Below are 18,162 nucleotides of genomic sequence, written 5' to 3'. Positions count from 1 at the left end.
TCAGGCTTCAGCGGCCGGGGTTTCGCGCAGCTGGCGGTAAACCGCCGACAGCTGGGATACGTCTTCGGCGGAGAACAGCAGCTTCAACGCCGGCGAGACTTCGTGGCGGTCTTCCTGGCCGCCGAGGCGGGTCAGGATGTGGTTGTCCTTCATCTTCTGCACCGCCGAGGCGACACGGCGATTGAAGCCGGCGCGGTCGGTGGACAGGTTCTTTTCGTAGATGGCCAGTGCTTCGGCCATTTCAGCATCGGCGACCACGGCGCGGTTGCCACGCGCATCGGCTTCGCCCAGCTGCTGGCGCAGGTACAGCAACAGCACCGAATCGATGAAGGTCAGCGGCGAGGTGCGCAGCAGTACCGGTGCATCGACATCTTCGGTGTCGGCCTGGCGGGTGAACGCCACGCCACTGTCACGGTCGAGCACCAGTTCCAGGAACAGGTCCGACAGCGCCGAACGGATACCGGCTTCGCTGCGGATCAGTGCCGGCCACAGCTTGGCGTGACGCAGCTGGTCGATGCTGGGGCCGATCAGCAGCTGGCACAGCGCGCGGCGCGCATCCAGCGGCAGGCGGCCGGTATCGCCCATGTAGTAGACGTCGTTGCCGCGCCGGGGCTGGGCCACGGTCGCCACCGGTTCGGACGGGTAAGCGTCTTCGGCCAGGTCGGCATGCGGTGCGTCGATGGGGTCTTCATGCCAGCTCATGGCGTCTCTCCTGGGTAAACCAAACCAGCGGGATGCGGGCACGACGGATCTGTCCGTCGCCACCTCGCCATTCGGCAAGCTCCTGTTCGCCGGCGATCACGCTGCCAAAGCGCGTGCCCAGCGAGAGGTAGCCGATGACACTGCCCAACCCCTGCGGCGCTTCGCGCTGCGACAGGGCCTGGGCGATGCTGAGTTTCGGCTGCCTGTCGAGCAGGTCGTGCAGGTCGCGGCGCAGGGTGCGGAAATCGATTTCCGACGACGCCACCAGATCGCCGACGCTTTCCAGGCTGATGCTGGCCGCATCGTTGTATTCGACGTTGCCATCGACCTGCGCGCTGCGCGGGTCGTGCAGCTTCCACTGCGACCACGAGCGCAGGCGGCTGGTGGTCAGCTGCAGGTCGCGGCCAATGGCGCGCTGCGCCGGGAAGTCATCGCGCAGTGCCAGTGCTTCGGACTGCGCCTGCTTCAACAGCTGGTTGAGGCGGCGCTGTTCCAGGTAGCCACGGCTCTGCACGAAACCACGCAGGCTGCGCGCGAAGTTCTGCAGCACGTCATGCACCTGGCCACCACGTTCGAGCATGGTGCTGGTGAAGCCGCGCAGGAAGTTGCGCTCGTTGCGATCCAGCCGCCGGGCAAAGCCACGGGCCAGCAGCGTCTCCAGCGCGGCATCGAGCTGGGCGCTCTGTTCGGCGTCGTTGAGCAGGCGCCAGAACGCCTGGAAACTACGGCCCGCGTCGCTCTCGCCGATCACGTCCACGCCTTCGAACAGCTTGGACAGCACGTCGCCGCGCTCGCCTTCGTCATCGATGATGCGTTCGCGGAAATCACGGTTGAGCTGTTCAAAGTCGTCGCGCACGCGGCGGAAGTCTTCGGTCAGCTCGTCGGCCAGGCCGATGATCTGCCGCGTACGTTCCAGTGCGCGCTTGCCGTCCAGGGCCGTCACGCGGCCAGCGCTGACACGGGCGATCTCGGCATCGATGCGGTCGCGCTCGTCGCGTAGTGCGGACAGGCGTGCGTCCGGGTCGGCCTCGGTCTGCGCGGCCAGCTGCGACAGCTGTTCGATCACCAGCGCCAAGCGGCTCTCGGTGGCGGCCACGCGGGCCTGCTCCATGCTGTCGGCGAAGCGGATCGCCTGCAGCGCCTGGGTCGAGAGCTCGTACTGCTCCTGGTCGGCGCCTTCAGGCAGCCGGCGTTCCAGCCAGCCCTGCGCGAGCCAATGGGCGACGTAGGCCTGCGCGGTCCGCGGCAGCTCGCGCGACAACTCGTCGCCGTTGAGCTGGTCCAGCGCACGCTGCAGGCGCTCGTTGAGGACCGATGCCGGCAACGTGCGATCGCCGTCCATCAGCAGGCCCTGCAGCAGGCCGATGATTTCCGGTGCGTGGTCGGCGGCGAGCAGCTTCCATTGCGGCTGTTCGCGCAGGTGGCGATAACGGGTGATGCGTTCGCGGTGCTTCATGCAGCGAGATCGGTCGGAAGGGCGCGGCGGCCAGCGCGCGCGCAAAGGCGCGGCGCAGGCACGGCGAAAGCGGCGGCCACGCGCGGCCGCCACCGGGAGGCGACGGCGCTCAGCGCTTGCCGCCCACTTCGATGAAGCGCAGGAACTCGGCGCGGGTGCGGGCGTCCTCGCGGAAGCTGCCCAGCATCTTCGAGGTGACCATGCTGACGCCGCGCTTGTGGATGCCGCGGGTGGTCATGCACTCATGGGCGCCTTCGACAACGACGCCGACACCGACCGGCTGCAGCACGTCCTGGATGCACTGGGCGATCTGCGCGGTCATCTTTTCCTGCACCTGGAAGCGGCGGGCGTAGGCTTCGACCACGCGTGCCAGCTTGCTGATGCCCACCACCTTGCCGGCCGGCAGGTAGCCGACGTGCACGCGGCCGATGATCGGCGCCATATGGTGCTCGCAGTGGCTTTCGTATTCGATGTCGCGCAGGACGATCAGTTCGTCGTAGCCGGCCACTTCCTCGAAGGTGCGTTCCATGTAGGCGCGCGGGTCGTCGCGGTAGCCGCTGAACCAGTCGCCATAGGCTTCGGCCACGCGGCGCGGGGTATCCAGCAGGCCTTCGCGGGTCGGGTCCTCACCGGCCCAACGCAGCAGGGTGCGCACGGCATCCTCGGCCTGGACCTGGGTCACTTCGCCCTGCGGGGCGGCCTTTTCGTTGTTCTTGCTCATTGCATACAGCGCCCGAACGGGGGGCGAGCATCGTACCCGACCGGGGGGTGGGTCGTCCTCTGGGGACGGTTCATCGGGGGTCGTCGTGGTGCGTCATTGCTATCGGTCTGGAGGGGGTGAGGGGGCTGCGCAGGACACGCCGTGAACCCGTCCATGGGGGCTCGATGGCGCCATCCATGGCGCCAACGGTCCTGCGCAGCCCCCTCACCCCCTCCCCGACAGTTTCCTGCGGGCGCGGCCGGACCGCCCGAAAGCGGGGTCAAAAGCTGGGGTTCATGGCTTCGGAGAGTGCTCTGGTAGCGCCGGGCCATGCCCGGCGAGCGGAGCGGTGCCACCAGGAGCCGCCGGGCATGGCCCGGCGCTACCGCTCTTGTTCTTGAGGAGCCAACCCTCCGCCACCCCAACCGATGCCAGCAGGCGCAACGCTTTCCTCAGCACCCCACCCATTCAGCAAAATCTATTGATAGGAATGAAATTAGTAGTATCCTATCTATTACTTATGGACCGACCCCTCGACGAGCGCACCGTGCTGCAGATGCAGCTCAGCTCCGGCCTGCTGTACGCAGGGCGGCAGTGGCAGCGCCTGGCCGACAGCCGGTTGGGCAGCTACGGCATCTCCACCGCCTGCACCATGCCCCTGCTGATGATCGGCCGCTCCGGCGGTGGCATCCGCCAGGTCGCCCTGGCACAGCAGCTGGGCATGGAAGGCCCTTCCCTGGTGCGCCTGCTGGACAAGCTCTGCGCCAGTGGGCTGGTCCGCCGCGAATGCGATGCCAGCGACCGCCGCGCCAACCTGCTGTGGCTGACCGAGGAAGGCCAGGCGTTGGTGCGCGAACTGGAAGACCAGTTGATCGGCCTGCGCCAGGACGTGTTCGGCGAGCTTTCCATGGATGAACTGCATGCCGTGCTGAAGGCATGGCGCCTGCTGGCCGAGGCTGCCGACCGCATCACGTAAGCCCGTTGTCGGTGAATACCGCCGCTGCCGTGCATGCGCCAGCGGCTTTTGCCCGTTGCCGTTGTCCTGTTCCACCTCCCCTTCCCCTACCGTCCCCGCCCCTACCGATGCCCGGTGAATTCAGTCTCCACGGAGTGTTCGTCCCGACCCTGCTGGGGTTGATGGTGTTGGCCTACCTGGTCAACAGCGGCCTGCACGCGCTGCTGCAGCGTGCCGGTGCCTATCGCCACGTATGGCACCCGGCGCTGTTCAACCTGGCCTTGTACGGGATCGTGCTGGGCCTGCTGTTCCACCTCCTGCGTTGGATGCAATCGTGAACAAGATCGTGAAGAAGACCCTGCCGGTGCTGCTTACCTGCGCAGCCGTGATCGTCGCCCTGCTGGTGCTGCGCCAGCTGTGGGTCTACTACATGGATGAGCCGTGGACCCGCGACGCCCACGTCGGCGCCGACGTGGTGCAGGTGGCGCCGGATGTGTCCGGCCTGGTCGAAACGGTGCAGGTAGCCGACAACCAGGCAGTGAAAAAGGGCGACCTGCTGTTCGTGATCGATCGCGCACGCTACCGCATCGCGCTGGAGCAGAGCCGCGCCAGCCTGGCCGAACGCCAGGCGTCGGTCGCGCAGCTGCGCCGTGAGATCGGACGCGACCGCAGCCTGCAGGATCTGGTCGCCGCCGAGGACGCCGAAGTGCGCCGGGCCAAGCTGCAGGCCGCACAGGCCGCATTGGCCACCGCACAGGCCGCGGTCGATCTGGCCGAACTCAACCTGGCCCGCACCGAAGTACGTGCACCGGCCAATGGCCGGGTCAACGACCGCACCATGCGCGTGGGCGACTACGTGGTGGCCGGCAAGCCGGTGCTTGCGCTGCTGGATACCGGTTCGTTCCGCATCGATGGCTACTTCGAGGAAACCCGCCTGCGCGGCGTGGCCCCGGGGCAGCGCGTGGACATCCGCCTGATGGGCGAAGACACCCCTCTGCACGGCCATGTCGAGAGCATCGCCGCCGGCATCGAGGATCGCTACCGCAGCAATGGCAGCACCCTGCTGCCGAACGTGACCCCGGCCTTCGACTGGGTGCGGCTGGCGCAGCGCATCCCGGTGCGCATCGCCATCGACGAGGTGCCTGCCGGCGTGGAGCTGATCGCCGGGCGCACCGCCACGGTGACCGTGGATACCGGCCGCCACGTGCAGAACAAGAAGGCCGGCGCTGCGCCGACACAGGCGAGCCTGTGAACGCCGCCCTGCCCCGCCTTGGCCTGATCGTCGCGCTGGCCAGCCTGGCCGCGTGCAGAACCGTCGGCCCGGATTACGCGCTGCCCGAAGGCTCGGCATTCAAGCGGCCGCAAGCGAATGCCGCGTTCATCGATACCCACAACCCCGAAGTGGCTGCCAACCAGGCACTGCCGGCACGCTGGTGGTCGCTGTACAACGACCCGGTGCTGGATGGGCTGATCACCCAGGCGCTGCGCGACAACGTCGAACTGAAGGCTGCCGACGCGCATCTGCGCCGCGCTGCTGCGGTGTACGAGCAGGCGATGGACGCCGGTGGCTTCGAGTACGAGGCCGAAGCCGGCGTCAGCCGCGCACAGTTGTCGGCCGAGTCGTTCCTGCAGGAGCACGAGCTGCCGGTGATCAACCTGGCCGACGGCAAGTTCGCGGTGAGCTACCAGTTCGACCTGTTCGGCAAGCTCAAGCGCGGTGCCGAAGCAGCCCGCGCCGACGAACAGGCGGTGGCCGCTGCACGTGACCTGGCCCAGGTGAGCGTGGTGGCCGAGGTGGCCGACAGCTACCTGGAGATCTGCCATGCCAACCATGAGCTGCATGTCGCCGAGCATTCCCTGCAGCTGCAGCAGCGCAGCCGTTCGGTCACCCAGCGGTTGATCAGCGCAGGCCGCGGCACGCCGCCGGAACTGGCGCGCGCCAATGCCCAGGTCGCGCTGCTGGAAGCCGCCTTGCCCCCGCTGCAGGCGCAGCGTTCGGCCGCCGCCTATTCGCTGGCGGCACTGCTTGGGCAGACCCCGGGCCAGCTGCCGGCCGGGGTGATCGGCTGCGCGCACGCACCCACCCTCGCCCAGCCGCTGCCGGTCGGTGATGGCCGCGCGCTGCTGCAGCGCCGTCCCGACATCCGCCAGGCCGAACGCAAGCTGGCCTCGGCCACCGCGCGGATTGGTGTCGCCACTGCCGAGCTGTACCCGGACATCCGCCTGGGCGCCTCGGTCGGCGCCGCCGGCCTGCTGGAAGACTTCGGCCAGCCGATGACCCAGCAGTGGTCGCTCGGCCCGCTGATCTCGTGGACGCTGCCGTCCTCGGGCACGCATGCACGCATCCACGCCGCCGAGGCTGGCGCCGATGCCGCGCTGGCCGAGTTCGACCATGCCGTGCTGCAGGCACTGCGCGAAACACAGACCGCACTGGACCGCTATGCCCAGGATCTGCGCCGCCTGCAGTCGTTGCGCGTGGCGCAGGAACAGGCTGCGATGGCCGCAGAGCAGAACCGCCGGCTGTACCAGGGTGGCCGCACGCCGTACCTGTCCAGCCTGGATGCCGACCGCAGCCTGGCCAGTAGCGATGCCACCCTGGCCGCGGCCGAAGCCCAGGTCTCTCGCGACCAGATCCACCTGTTCCTGGTACTGGGCGGTGGCTGGCAGGACAGTGCCGCGTCTGCGCCTGCGCCGACGGCGGCGAGGTAAGCGATGAACGGGCTGACCGACCGCCAGGCCTGGCTGTTTTCGATCAAGACCTACCTGGCAGCGATCGTCGCGCTGTATATCGCCATGGCCGGCAACCTGTCGCGCCCGTACTGGGCGATGGGCACGGTGTACATCGTCAGCCAGCCGCTGCTGGGCCCGACCCGGGCCAAGGGCGTGTACCGCATCCTCGGCACCCTGGCCGCCGGCCTGGCCACCCTGCTGATGTTGCCCGCCCTGGTGGAAACGCCGCTGGTGCTGAGCGCGGCGATGTCGATCTGGCTGGCCGGCTGCCTGTTCCTGGCCCTGCTCAACCGTGGCCCACGTGGCTACGCGTTCCTGCTGGCCGGCTACACCACTGCATTCATCGGTTTCCCGGCGGTGACCTCGCCGGAGACCATCTTCGACACCGTGGTGGCGCGCAGCGAGGAGATCATCCTCGGTACGGTGGTAGCGGTGCTGTTCGCCTCGCTGCTGTTCCCGGCCTCGGTGCGGCCGATGCTCGGCGCGCGCATCGGCAACTGGATGGAGGACGCGGCGCAGTGGTGCCGGCAGATCCTCGAGCGCGGCGGCGCGCATGCCCCACGCAACCGGCTGGCCGCCGACCTGGTGCAGTTCGAGGCGCTGATCGAGTTCCTGCGCCGCGATGACCCACGCCATGCCGGCGCGGCTGTATCAATGGAGCGCCTGCGCGAACGCATGCTGTTGCTGCTGCCGGTGCTGTCATCGATCGCCGACCGCCTCAGTGCGCTGCGCAGCGATGGACAGACCCTGCCCGAGGGCCTGCCGACGCTTGTCGATGACATCCACGACTGGATCGACACGCCGTCCAGTGCCAGCGACTACGCGCGCCTGCGCGCACGCATCAGTGCGCTGAAGCCGCAGGTGGACCGCGATCTGCAGCACCTGCAGCTGGCCAGCCTGCTGCTGCGCCTGGAGGAGCTGGTGGACCTGTGGCAGGACTGCCGCACCCTGCAGCACGCGATCGACCAGGGCACCGCGCCGCTGGACCGTGCGCACTACCGCATCCGCACCGAACGCGCCGCCACCGACAAGCACGTCGACTACGGCATGGCACTGTTCTCCGCGCTCAGCGCCGGCGTGGCGCTGATGAGCTACTGCGTGCTGTGGATCGGCCTGGGCTGGGAGGGCGGTGGCAATGGCGCGATGATGGCCGCGGTGACCGCCGCGTTCTTCGCGGCACAGGACGACCCGGCGCCGAGCATGGTCTCGTTCCTGGTGTGGGCGATGGTGGCTTCGCTGGTGGCCGGCGTGTACCTGTTCGGCGTGTTCCCCGCCGTGCACGACTTCGGCCTGCTGGCGCTGGTGCTGGCGGTGGTGTTCCTGCCACTGGGCCTGCTGTTGCACCACCCGAAGAGCGCGCTGTTCGCGCTGCCGCTGACGGTCAACCTGGCCGCGCTGCTCAGCCTGCAGAACACCTACAGTGCCAACGTGCAGACCTTCGCCAACTCGTCGATCGCGATGTTCATCGGCATTGGCTTTGCGGTGGTGATGACCCGGCTGTTCCGCTCGGTGGGTGCCGAATGGACCGCGCGCCGGCTGGTACGGCAGGGCTGGACCACGCTGGCCGAGGCGGCCGAAGGCCGTGGCCAGCAGGATCGCCAGCGCTTCGCCGCGCGCATGCTGGATCTGCTCGGTCTGCTGGCACCGCGCCTGGCGGCGACCCCGGAAGGCAGTGACATCGCCTCGGTGGACATGCTCAACGAGGCGCGCATCGGCCTGAACATCCTGCAGCTGCGCCGCGCCCGCCTGGAGCTGCCGGAGCGCAGCCGCGAGGCGGTCGAGCACATCCTGGAGGAGGTGGCCGTGCACTATCGCCGGCAGATCGCCGCGCGCAAGCCGATTGTGGCGACCGAGGCGCTGCGCGAACGGCTGGACACCTCATTGGGCCGGGTCGGCAGCGTGGCTGCCTGCAAGGCACGCGACGAGGCGCTGATGGGCCTGGTCGGCCTGCGGTTTGCGCTGTTCCCGGACGCGAAGGCGTTGGCGCCGGGATTGGCGGACGCCGCAGCGCCGTCCGTCTGATGCGATCCGCCGGGCATGGCCCGGCGCTACCATCGTCATCCGGTAGCGCCGGGCCATGCCCGGCGTCCTTACGCCACGGCAACAGGACGGTTCAATGAGTTACGACATGATGGTGTTCGAGGCCAGCGCCGCCCCGCGTGAAGCGGCGGCGTTCATCGCCTGGTTCGAGAAGCAGGCGCAGTGGGGCGAGAGCCACGAGTACGACGACCCGGCGGTCAGCAGCCCGGCGCTGCAGGCATGGTTCGCGGAGATGGCGCAGGAGTTTCCGCCGATGAACGGCCCACTGAGCAATGACGATGACGATCGCGCCGAGGTGACCGAGTACAGCATCGGCCGCCATGTGATCTATGGCGCGTTCGCGTATTCGGTGGCCGAGCGCGCGCATGGGCGGGTGCAGGACCTGGCCGAGAAGCACGGCGTGGGGTTCTTCGATGTCAGTGCGGATGAAGCGGCGATCGTGTATCCGGATGGGTTGGTGTTGATGCCGGAATAGATTTGGCGGCAGGGCTGCGCCCTGCACCTGCCGAATCAACGGCAGCGGCAACGGCAACGTCAAAAGCGGGCGGTCCATGGAATGGCATGGCCTGCTTCTGGTGGGTGTCGACCTTGGTCGACACGGTGGATCCACGCCGTGCGTGGAAGAAGATGACCGACGTGATGGTAAGGGCGGCGTTAGAACAACGTGCCCTGCACGGTGGGTTCTTCGCCGCGCGCCGGTTCCTCGGTCACCTCTTCCGCACCCAGTCGCCACGCCAACCCACCAAGGCGGCTGGCATGTCGTTTCAATGCCGCCTCCAGCACCTCGGCGCTGCCGGCCACCTGCAGGCGCTGGCGGGCGCGGGTCAGGCCGGTGTAGACCAGTTCGCGCGACAGCACGCGGCTGTCCTGCCTCGGCAGCTGCAACCACACTTCATCGAACTCCGAACCCTGCGCCTTGTGCACGGTCATCGCGAACGCGCTCTCGTGTGCGGGCAACGCTGCCGGGTGGAAGGCGCGCGGCTGGTCGGCGGTCTCGCCGGGGAACCAGGCCACCATCGCACCGCTGCCATCGCGCAGGCAGATGCCGATATCGCCGTTGAACAGGCGGTGGCGGTAGCTGTTTTCGGTGATCAGCAGCAGCCGGCCCTGGAAGTAGCCCGGAGTATTGCCAGCCAGCAGCTGTTCAATGCGGCTGTTGAGGCCACGCGCGCCCTGCGGGCCTTCGCGCAGTGCGGTCAACACGCGCAGGCGGCCGGCCTGCTGCAGTGCCTGCGCCGGGTCCACTGCGTCGGCCAGTGCGCGCCAGTGGTCGAGCAGATGCTCGCGCTGGCCGCGCAGCGGGTCCGCCTCGCCTTCATGGAAGCGGACGCCAGCCAGCCCGCCACTGCGCAGCAGGCGCAGGGCGGTACCACTGTCACCGCCACGCACGGCCTGCGCCAGCGGCGCCAGGTCCAGCGCATCACTCTGCCGGTAGCCACGCTGCAACTGCACGCGGCGGCCTGCGAACGCGCGCGGCGGTGCCTGCGGCTGCAGCGTCGCTGCTGCCAGCAGTCCATGCAGCGCCTGCGCATCGTCGGCACGGGTGCCGATGCCATCGCCGCTGGCGCGCAGGATGGCGCTGAGCACATCACCGGCTTCCACCGACGGCAACTGGTCGGGATCGCCGAGCAGGATGAGGCGGGTACCGCTGGCGATCGCGTCGACCAGCTTGGCCATCAGCGGCAGGTCGATCATCGAAGCTTCGTCGACCACCACCACGTCCACCGGCAACGGGTTGTCGGCGTGATGGCGGAATCGCGGTGAATCGGGAATCACCCCGAGCAGGCGATGCAGGGTGGTGCCTGTGCTGGGCAGCGCGGTGCACAGCGCCGGGTCCAGCCCCTGCTCCTGCAGCCGCTGTACGGCCAGGCGCAGGCTTTCGGCCATGCGCTCGGCAGCGCGGCCGGTGGGTGCGGCCAACGCTACCTTCGGCACGGGCAGGCCCTGGTGCTGCGCCTGTGCCGCCAACAGCAGCAGCAGGCGGGCGATGGTGGTGGTCTTGCCGGTACCGGGACCACCGGTGACCAGGGCCAGCGGGTGGCGCAGGGTTACGCCAGCCGCACGGGCCTGGTGGTCCTCGCCCGTTGCGGCGTGCGGGAACAGACGCGCGAACAGGGGCGCCACGGCGGCCATGTCCGGTGCAGGCAGCGGATGGCGGCCGATGCGTTGCAGGCCGACAGCCAACTGCCGCTCGTATTCGCGGTAGCGGCGCAGGTACAGCAGACCGTTCTCCAGCACCAGCGGCGCTTCCGCGGCGGCGGCGCTGGCATCCATCGGGGTCGCCACCCAGGGCGAGGCCTGCAGCTGCGCCAGCCACTGCGCAGGTTCGGGCCATGCCGGAATGCCATCGATCACGCGCTGGGGCTGGCGCGGATCGAAGCCAGCGTGCCCCTGCGCCACGGCCAGCGAGGCCAGTGCGGCGGCCAGTGCCACGTCGTCCGGCGTGTCCTCGCGCAGGCGCTTGAGGCTGATGGCCAGGGCGTGGTCCAGGGTGCGCAGCTGGCCGCTGCGATGCAGATCGCGCAGCAGGTTCATGCGGTTTCTCCGCGCGCGCGCGCCGCCATCTCGGCCTGGGCTGCTTCGCCGCCCGCAAACAATGCATCCAGCGCATCCACCAGCTCAGGCGCGAAGCGCTGCACGTGCACGCCGTTGCCGGCGATATCCAGGCCCCGGCAGAACAGATAGCGGATACCGCCCATGTCGCGCGCGTAGTCGTATGCCGCGCCCAGGCGGAAGCGCAGCCAGCGATGCAGGGCCACGGTATAGATCAGCGCCTGCAGGTCGTACTCGCTGTGGCGCATGGCGATCTCCAGCAGGTCCGGGCTGTAGCCCGGCAGCCGGTTGGATTTGTAGTCCAGCACATACCAGCGGCCATCACGCACGTAGGTCAGATCGATCTTGCCGGTCATCAGGCCTTCCAGCCTTCTGCGCAGGCCGAAACCGCGCCGTGCGCTGGAGATGCCGTGCTCGTGCAGCAGCTGCAGCAGCACCGGTACTGCGGTCGGCTCGATGGCGAAGTGGAACTCGATTTCGGCCCGGCGCTCATGCTCGGGCACGCTGCACAGCGCACCGCCTTCGGGCAGCGGTACGGTGAGCGTGTGGCCGACCAGCGGCACCAGCACCGCCACGCCATCGTCCAGATCCTCGTCGGCATAGCCTTCGTCGTGCAGCGAGCGGCGCAGCACGTCGCCCTGTCCCTCCGGTGCCGGTTGCTGCGGCTGCCAGTGCGACCACAGTGCGAAGTCGACGTTCTCCAGTGCATCGTGCAGCACATTGCCGAAGCGGCTGCCCATGAAGCGCGGATCCGGCGGTGCTGTGTCTTCTGCGGCAGCGTCCGGCAACGCCGGTTCCAGCGGCAGCTCGGCACCGGCAGGTTCGTCGGCAGCCGGTGCCGGCAGTTCGGTGGCCGCCGCTTCGATATCGTCGCCGTTGCCAGCGTCGGCATGCGCCAGCTGGGTGAAGCTGTAGACCCACCAGTCATGTGGCACACGGCGGGTCAAGGCACGCACCGCAGGCAGCTCACCTTCGGTTTCGGCCAGCAGCTGCGGCAGGCGGCCCGGCGGCGCACTGTCATCCAGGTCTACGTCCGCGTGCGCTCGCAGCGCCTGCAGGTCGCCCAGCAACGGCGCCAGGCGGGTCTTCGCATGGCCTGCCAGATCGCCGGTGGCGATCCACAAGGCATGCTCGGCGCGGGTCAGGCCTACGTACAGCAGGCGCGCGTCTTCTGCACGCTGCTCGCGCTCGCGCTGGCTGCTGGCCGCGTCCCAGGCGTCGTCCCTGTCCAGCTTCCAATGCAGCTGGCGCTCCCCCTGCAGGTGCACGGTGCAGTGGGTGGCGGTGTTCGGCGCGCCGCCATCGATGCCCACGAACGGCAGGAACACCAGCGGGTATTCCAGGCCTTTGCTCTTGTGCAGGGTGATGATCTGCACCCGTCGGGCGTCGGACTCCAGCCGCAGCAGCTGCTGCTCGTCATCCTGGTCGGCGTTGGCCATCTGCCCCTGCAGCCAGTCCAGCAGGCCGTGCATGCCCAGTGCCTGCGCGGAGGCTTCCTGCAGCAGTTCGCCCAGCTGCAGGTAGTTGGTCAGGCGCCGCTCGCCATCGATCAATGCCAGCAGGCGCTCGCCCTGCGCGGCGCAGACATCGGCCACCACCGCGAACGGGCCGCCACGCTGCCAGCGCTCGCGCCAATGCAGCAGCTGTGCCTGGAACCCGCGCTGCAGGTCCCCCTCACGCTCCATGCTGGCAATCGCGCTTGCGCGCTGCCCCAGCAGCACTGTCGCCAATGCAGTGCGCAATCGCCCTTCGTCGGCCGGTTGCAGCAACGCCAGCAGCAACGCACGCAGGTCACGGGCCTCGCTGGTTGCAAACAGGCTCTGCTTGCCGGCCGCCACCGCGGGAATGCCGACGGCGGCCAGCGCACGCTGCACCAGCGTGGCTTCGCGATGCGAGCGCACCAGCACGGCGATATCGCCGGGTTGCACCGGGCGTCCACGCAGCAACGCGGTGCCGGCACGCGCCTCCAGCAGGATCTGGTGGATCGCGGCCACGCAGGCCTGGGTCGCCGCGTCGCGCGACGCATCGGCGCCAAGGGCCTTTTCACCGTCGCTGCGCAGCAGGCGCAGGGTCAGCGCCGGTGCGGCCCGGCCATCGCGCAGGTAGTCCTCATCGACACGCACGCCACCGGGCCGCACCGGCTCGAACTGGATGTCGCGTTCGAGGAAGGCATCTTCGCCAGCGTTGTCGTACAGCGCCTGCAGCGCGCGCAGCACGGCCGGGCGCGAGCGGAAGTTCTGGTCCAGCGCCGGTGCCTGCTCGGCCACCTGCTTGGCTTTCAGGTAGGTATGGATGTCGCCGCCGCGGAAGCCATAGATGGCCTGTTTGGAGTCACCGATCAGGAACAGCGCCGGCTGCAGCCCCAGTTCGTCCACCTCCGGCGAGGCACCGAACACGGTATGGAAGATGCCCCACTGGCGGTCATCGGTATCCTGGAATTCATCGACCAGGGCGATGCGGTATTGCGCCCGCAGCTGCTTGACCAGGGCCAGCCGCTGCGGGCCTTCCAGCGCGCGGGCGACGCCGTCGATAAGATCGTCGTAGGTCTGCACGCGGCGCACGCGCTTCAGCGCCGACAGGCGCTGGGTGGCTTCCCCGCGCAGGGCGTGCAGGAAGTTCAGTGCCGTGGCACGCAGCCATTGTTCGCGCTGGGCCAGCAGTGCCACGTAGCGCTCAAGCGGTGCCTGCAGCGGCGAGGACGGTGTGCGGTCGGCGAACTTCTTGTTGGTCTTGGCCACCAGCGCATCGGGCAGCAGCGCCGGCAAGCGGTCGCTGGACAGCAGTTCGGCTGCGTCGCCGCGCTCGGCCCAGCCCAACAGCTGCCGGCCCAGCGGGTGCAGCCAGCCCAGCTTGTAGGAAACGCCGTTGATCCACTTGTTGTCGACCGCTTCGCACAGGTCCAGGAAGAAGCGCTCACCATGCTCGCGCACGGCCATCGACAGTTCCGCCGCCGCACCCTGCATCGCCGGGCGCGGATCGTCCACGGCCAGCGGCTGCAGTGGCGGGTACAGCGGTGGCGATGCCAGCAGCGCGCGCAGGTCAGCCGCCAGCGCATCCGGGTGGGACCACAACCAGGTCAGCGGTTCCAGCGTTGCCGGGTCGTTGGCATGCACCCGCCACAGATCGGCCGCCAGTTCTTCCAGCAGCTCGCGATCGCTGGCCAGCAGCTCGGGCGGGTCGAAGGTATGCCCGCTTTCGAGCGCATGTTCGCGCAGCACGCGGGTGCAGAAGCCGTGGATGGTGAAGATCGCAGCCAGGTCGATCTCGTCGGCGGCTACCTGCAGGCGCCGCTTCAACGCTTTTGCGGTTTCCGTGCCGTCCTGCAGGTGACGTTGCAGCACCTGCCGGGTCAGCAGCGCATCGGGGGTTTCATCGTCGCCGGGCGACAGATCGACCAGGCGCGCAGCCAGGGCCAGGCGCTCGCGGATGCGCTTGCGCAGTTCCTGGGTGGCGGCGTCAGTGAAGGTCACCGCCAGGATCTGGCCGATACGCAGGCCCTGCTCGACCACCAGACGGGTGAACAGCGTGGCCAGGGTGAAGGTCTTGCCGGTGCCGGCACTGGCTTCGATCAGTCGCGTGCCGTGCAGCGGCAACGCCAGGTAAGGGTCGGGGAAATGCGTGTTGATGGGAGCGCCCTCGGCACCGCTGCTCATGCGTGGCCCGCCTGTGGATCATTGCCGAAGCTGCGCCCTTCGCGCACGGCGCTGAAGACCACCTGGCTGTTGCGCAGCAGGTCGGCGTAACTGGCGTCGTCGGCGAACGGGTCGGCGCCACGCAGCAGCAGCTGCCAGGCATCACTGTTGGCTTCACCCCAGCTGCGGTCGCTGCCATGCCATTGTTTCCAGCCTTCGCTGCGCTGCTTTTCCACTGGCGCGTTGAACAGCACCCAGCCGGTATAGGGCGCAAAGCGCAGTGGTTCGCGCAGCCCACGCTGGCGCAGCTGCAGCAGCGCGCGCAACGCCGCGCGTGCTGCGGGCACGGTCAAGGCAGGCAATGCATGCGGACCGGGGCCGGCATCACCGCCGTCGTAGAACTGCACCAGCGGCAAGGCATCGCCTGCGGCGTTGGCCAGCAGCCAGTCCAGCCCCTGGCGGATCACCGCGTTGCCGTTGAGGGCGCCGGCGCGCAGGCGCACCAGGCCCTCGGGATGGCGATCACCGACCCGGCCATGCAGGCGCACGCCGTCGATCTCCACTTCATAGCGGCGGCTCTCCAGCGGCGTGCCTTGCAACCAGCCCAGCATGGCCGTGGCATACGGTCGGGTCTTGAGCCGCTCCACTTCAAACTGGCGCTCGCCGAAGATGCCCGACGGCAGCAGCCCGCGTGCGCGCAGCCGCGGGTACAGCGGCTCGCTGTCACCGGCCAGGGTGGCCTGCACCACGGCCAGCTGCACACTGCGCTTCTCCGGCCCACGCGAGGACAGCACCAGCGGCTCCAAGTCGTCGACGTCCTCGACGTCGTCGGCCAGGCGCAGGCCCAGCGACTGTGCGAGGAACTGCCCGGCCGGATCACACAGGAAACGACGCAGGCTCTCCAGCGAGACCTCTTCTTCCACCGCGTCGTCCACCGGCGGCGGCAGTGCGGTGTCGAACCACGGCTGCAGGCCGCCGCGCTGCCCGCCCAGTCGCCCGGCGGCCGGGTGCCACTGCCGGCGGTAGCTGAAGCGGCGTGGATCGCCGTCACCGAAGGCGGCCGGCGAGAACGGCTGCAGCGCGTGGCGCACGGTGAAGTCCCGCGTGGCGGTCGACGGATCGAGGTGATAGGCCGCGGCGGCATCGATCAGTTCGCTGACCAGCACCGAGGGTTCGCGCATGGTGCCATCGCGCGGGTCCGCGCCGAGGTAGCTGAGGTAGAACACGTCCTGCGCAGCAGCAAACAACTGCAGGAACAGGAAACGATCGTCTTCGCGGGTGGAGCGGTCGCCGGGACGGCGGCGCGGCGTATCCAGTTCGGCGGTGAGCTGGTTGAGGCCGGCGGCCGGGTCGCGACGCGGGAAATCACCATCGTTGAGGCCGAGCACGCAGATCACCCGGAACGGCAGCAGGCGCATCGGCACCATGCGGCCGAAGCTGATGCCACCGGTCAGCAACGGCGCGCGCGTATCGGCCTCGGCAAGCGCACCGGCGAAGTGCGCACGCACCACCTCCGGTGGCACGCCATCGGCGAACCCGGCCTTGTACGCATCCTCGGCGAACTGGTTGAGCAGCTTGCGCAGGCGCTCCAGCGCGCGCTGGCTGTTGGGCGAGCTGGGTGGTGTCGGCAGCAGGGCATCGAGCAGCGACAGCAGGCGCTGCCGCCACTGTGCCGGGGTCAACAACTCGCCCAGCCGGCGCTGGTAGACGGCCAGCACGCGCAGCAGGCGCAGCAGCCGGTCCAGCGCATCCAGCGCCCCGCCTTCCAGTTCGATCCAGGGCGCCACACCGGCCAGGTCCACCTCGCTGCCGGTGGCGTGGCCCAGCAGCAGGCGATCCAGCGCGAACTGCCAGGTGTAGGCGTCATCGCTGGGGGCCTGCAGCTGGTCGCGATGCTGGGCATTCAGGCCCCAGCGTGCGCCTGCCTGCTGCAGCCAGCCATGCAGTCGGTCGAAGTCCACCGCTTCCAGGCCGGCGGCCTCGGCCAGGGGTGCACTGGCCAGCAGATCCAGTACCTCGTTCAGGCCGAAGCGCGAAATCGGCAGGCCAAGCAGGTGCACGAACACATCGGCCAGCGGCTCGCCGGCCAATGGACTGCTGTCGGCCAGCGCGTAGGGAATGTGTTCGTCCTCGCCCCCCCGTCCGCCGAACACCGCTTCCAGATAGGGCACATACGGATCGATGTCCGGCGCCAGCACGGCGATCTCGCGCGCCTGCAACGGCGGGTCGAAGCGCGGGTCCTGCAGCAGGCTGCGCAGCTGGTCGTGCAGCACCTGCAGCTCGCGCAGGCGGGTGTGGCAGGCGTGCACCTGCAGGCTCGGGTCGTCGCTGCGCAGGCCATCGCGCAGTTCACCGGACGGCAAGGCACGACGGTGGAACAGGTCGCGCTGCAGGCGATGCAGCAGGCTGTCGGACAGCCCGCCCTGCTCCATCGTCGGCCGCGTGTCTTGCTCCGGATCGGAATAGGCCGCGATCTCGCCGGCCGGATGCACCACTTCATAGCTGCCCAGCACCGCCATGAAATCGCGGCCGGCCGCACCCCACGCTTCCAGCAGGCGGTTCTCGCCGGCGGCCTCGCCGAACGGGTCCGGCGCACCGCTGCGCAGGCGCTCTGCCAGGGTCTGCAGGTCGCCCCAGTAGGACTGCACCGGCGTGGGCAGATAGAAATGCAGTTCGCCCACCCGCGACTGGGTGGCCATCACCCGCAGTACATCGGGCGAGATGTTGAGGGTGGCGAACGCCGACATCCGCGGCGGCAGGCCCTGCGGCAGCGGATGGCCGGCGCCTTCGAAGCGGTCCAGGTACGCCTGGATGCGGCGCGCGCGGTAACCATGGCCGGCGGCGATGCTGCGCCACAGGATGGCCTGCGGATCGGCCGCGTCGGCGCCGGCTTCCCAGCGCAGCAGCCAGTCGCGGCGCCAGGCCTGGTACTTCTCGAACACCGAGGCCAGTTCGCCGGCCAGCGCCCAGGGTTTGAGCGCGTCGCCCCCGGCAAGATAGGACTGCAGCGCGCGCATCGGTGGCTGCGCCAGCAGCTGCGGATCGCGCAAGGCCTGGTACAGGCGCCAATGCAGGGCGGCCGCGTCCAGGTCGTCGGCTTCGCCCTCGACATTGGCGTTCAACGCACGGGCGACGAACTCACCGGGGGTCAGGAATTCCAGGTTGGCGGCCACGCCATACTCGGCGGCCAGTGTCGCCTGCAGCCAGCGCCGCATCGCCACCTGCGGGATCAGCACCACCTCCGGCGCCAGCAGCGGCTGTCCCGGCACCGGCACGCGCACGTTGCGCGCCAGCAGGGCAGCCAGCACGTCCAGCGAATTGGAATGGTAGAGGCGGAAGTCGCTGCCCGGGTCACTCATCGTGCACAGTGTGCAGCACACCCGCCCGTATTCAA

At 69.0% G+C, this 18,162-nt stretch carries 12 protein-coding genes; 6 read left to right on the top strand and 6 right to left on the bottom strand.

Annotated elements, in window-relative coordinates; genetic code table 11:
- From K5K93_RS12890 to folE, 3 genes are all read right to left on the bottom strand, one after another.
- Positions 1 to 702 (bottom strand): DUF4194 domain-containing protein, encoded by a 702-nt coding sequence (locus K5K93_RS12890; protein WP_093820430.1) that lies wholly within the window; start codon positions 700 to 702, stop codon positions 1 to 3.
- On the bottom strand, positions 689 to 2,158 hold the full coding sequence (locus K5K93_RS12885; protein WP_025875659.1) for a DUF3375 domain-containing protein: 1,470 nt from the start codon (positions 2,156 to 2,158) through the stop codon (positions 689 to 691). The genes K5K93_RS12890 and K5K93_RS12885 overlap by 14 nt, the downstream gene beginning before the upstream one ends.
- 109 nt (positions 2,159 to 2,267) lie before the next feature.
- The gene (folE, locus tag K5K93_RS12880; RefSeq protein WP_025875657.1) at positions 2,268 to 2,879 is read right to left on the bottom strand and encodes a GTP cyclohydrolase I FolE; all 612 of its coding nucleotides are present in this window, start codon (positions 2,877 to 2,879) and stop codon (positions 2,268 to 2,270) included.
- Between the two features lie 499 nt (positions 2,880 to 3,378).
- Between folE and K5K93_RS12875 the strand changes: the two genes are divergently transcribed.
- The 6 genes from K5K93_RS12875 (at position 3,379) to K5K93_RS12850 (ending at position 9,058) form a co-directional block, all read left to right on the top strand.
- Positions 3,379 to 3,834, top strand: a complete 456-nt coding sequence (locus K5K93_RS12875; protein WP_025875653.1) for a MarR family transcriptional regulator — start codon at positions 3,379 to 3,381, stop codon at positions 3,832 to 3,834.
- Between the two features lie 107 nt (positions 3,835 to 3,941).
- Positions 3,942 to 4,151 (top strand): DUF1656 domain-containing protein, encoded by a 210-nt coding sequence (locus tag K5K93_RS12870; RefSeq protein WP_025875651.1) that lies wholly within the window; start codon positions 3,942 to 3,944, stop codon positions 4,149 to 4,151.
- On the top strand, positions 4,148 to 5,065 hold the full coding sequence (locus tag K5K93_RS12865; protein WP_222388096.1) for an HlyD family secretion protein: 918 nt from the start codon (positions 4,148 to 4,150) through the stop codon (positions 5,063 to 5,065). The genes K5K93_RS12870 and K5K93_RS12865 overlap by 4 nt, the downstream gene beginning before the upstream one ends.
- Entirely contained in the window at positions 5,062 to 6,522 is a 1,461-nt protein-coding gene (locus tag K5K93_RS12860; protein WP_222388095.1) for an efflux transporter outer membrane subunit, read from the top strand. Before K5K93_RS12865 ends, K5K93_RS12860 begins: the two co-directional genes overlap by 4 nt.
- Positions 6,523 to 6,525: 3 nt before the next feature.
- Positions 6,526 to 8,565 (top strand): FUSC family protein, encoded by a 2,040-nt coding sequence (locus K5K93_RS12855; RefSeq protein WP_222388094.1) that lies wholly within the window; start codon positions 6,526 to 6,528, stop codon positions 8,563 to 8,565.
- Positions 8,566 to 8,659: 94 nt separating this feature from the next.
- Positions 8,660 to 9,058 carry a hypothetical protein gene (locus K5K93_RS12850; protein ID WP_222388093.1) on the top strand — a complete coding sequence of 133 codons (399 nt, stop codon included), beginning with the start codon at positions 8,660 to 8,662 and terminating at the stop codon, positions 9,056 to 9,058.
- Between the two features lie 179 nt (positions 9,059 to 9,237).
- Here K5K93_RS12850 and recD read toward each other — a convergent pair whose 3' ends face one another.
- The 3 genes from recD to recC are packed head-to-tail and all read right to left on the bottom strand — an operon-like array spanning position 9,238 to position 18,127.
- Positions 9,238 to 11,118: an exodeoxyribonuclease V subunit alpha gene (gene recD / locus K5K93_RS12845; protein WP_222388092.1), complete on the bottom strand. Its 1,881-nt coding sequence runs from the start codon at positions 11,116 to 11,118 to the stop codon at positions 9,238 to 9,240.
- Positions 11,115 to 14,789, bottom strand: a complete 3,675-nt coding sequence (gene recB / locus K5K93_RS12840) for an exodeoxyribonuclease V subunit beta (protein ID WP_222388091.1) — start codon at positions 14,787 to 14,789, stop codon at positions 11,115 to 11,117. The genes recD and recB overlap by 4 nt, the downstream gene beginning before the upstream one ends.
- Entirely contained in the window at positions 14,786 to 18,127 is a 3,342-nt protein-coding gene (recC, locus tag K5K93_RS12835; protein WP_222388090.1) for an exodeoxyribonuclease V subunit gamma, read from the bottom strand. The genes recB and recC overlap by 4 nt, the downstream gene beginning before the upstream one ends.
- Positions 18,128 to 18,162: the final 35 nt, after the last annotated feature.

Source organism: Stenotrophomonas sp. DR822 (assembly GCF_019793815.1).
In the GTDB taxonomy this organism is placed as follows: Bacteria; Pseudomonadota; Gammaproteobacteria; order Xanthomonadales; family Xanthomonadaceae; genus Stenotrophomonas; species Stenotrophomonas indicatrix.
Note: the sequence above shows the minus strand (reverse complement) of the source record. Positions and strands in the feature narration are given on the sequence as shown.

What these genes read in the sequence shown, in the direction of transcription:
- K5K93_RS12890 (WP_093820430.1), bottom strand. Translation starts at nt 702, where the DNA reads ATGAGCTGGCATGAAGACCCCATCGACGCACCGCATGCCGACCTGGCC.
- K5K93_RS12885 (WP_025875659.1), bottom strand. Translation starts at nt 2,158, where the DNA reads ATGAAGCACCGCGAACGCATCACCCGTTATCGCCACCTGCGCGAACAG.
- folE (WP_025875657.1), bottom strand. Translation starts at nt 2,879, where the DNA reads ATGAGCAAGAACAACGAAAAGGCCGCCCCGCAGGGCGAAGTGACCCAG.
- K5K93_RS12875 (WP_025875653.1), top strand. Translation starts at nt 3,379, where the DNA reads ATGGACCGACCCCTCGACGAGCGCACCGTGCTGCAGATGCAGCTCAGC.
- K5K93_RS12870 (WP_025875651.1), top strand. Translation starts at nt 3,942, where the DNA reads ATGCCCGGTGAATTCAGTCTCCACGGAGTGTTCGTCCCGACCCTGCTG.
- K5K93_RS12855 (WP_222388094.1), top strand. Translation starts at nt 6,526, where the DNA reads ATGAACGGGCTGACCGACCGCCAGGCCTGGCTGTTTTCGATCAAGACC.
- K5K93_RS12850 (WP_222388093.1), top strand. Translation starts at nt 8,660, where the DNA reads ATGAGTTACGACATGATGGTGTTCGAGGCCAGCGCCGCCCCGCGTGAA.
- recD (WP_222388092.1), bottom strand. Translation starts at nt 11,118, where the DNA reads ATGAACCTGCTGCGCGATCTGCATCGCAGCGGCCAGCTGCGCACCCTG.
- recB (WP_222388091.1), bottom strand. Translation starts at nt 14,789, where the DNA reads ATGAGCAGCGGTGCCGAGGGCGCTCCCATCAACACGCATTTCCCCGAC.
- recC (WP_222388090.1), bottom strand. Translation starts at nt 18,127, where the DNA reads ATGAGTGACCCGGGCAGCGACTTCCGCCTCTACCATTCCAATTCGCTG.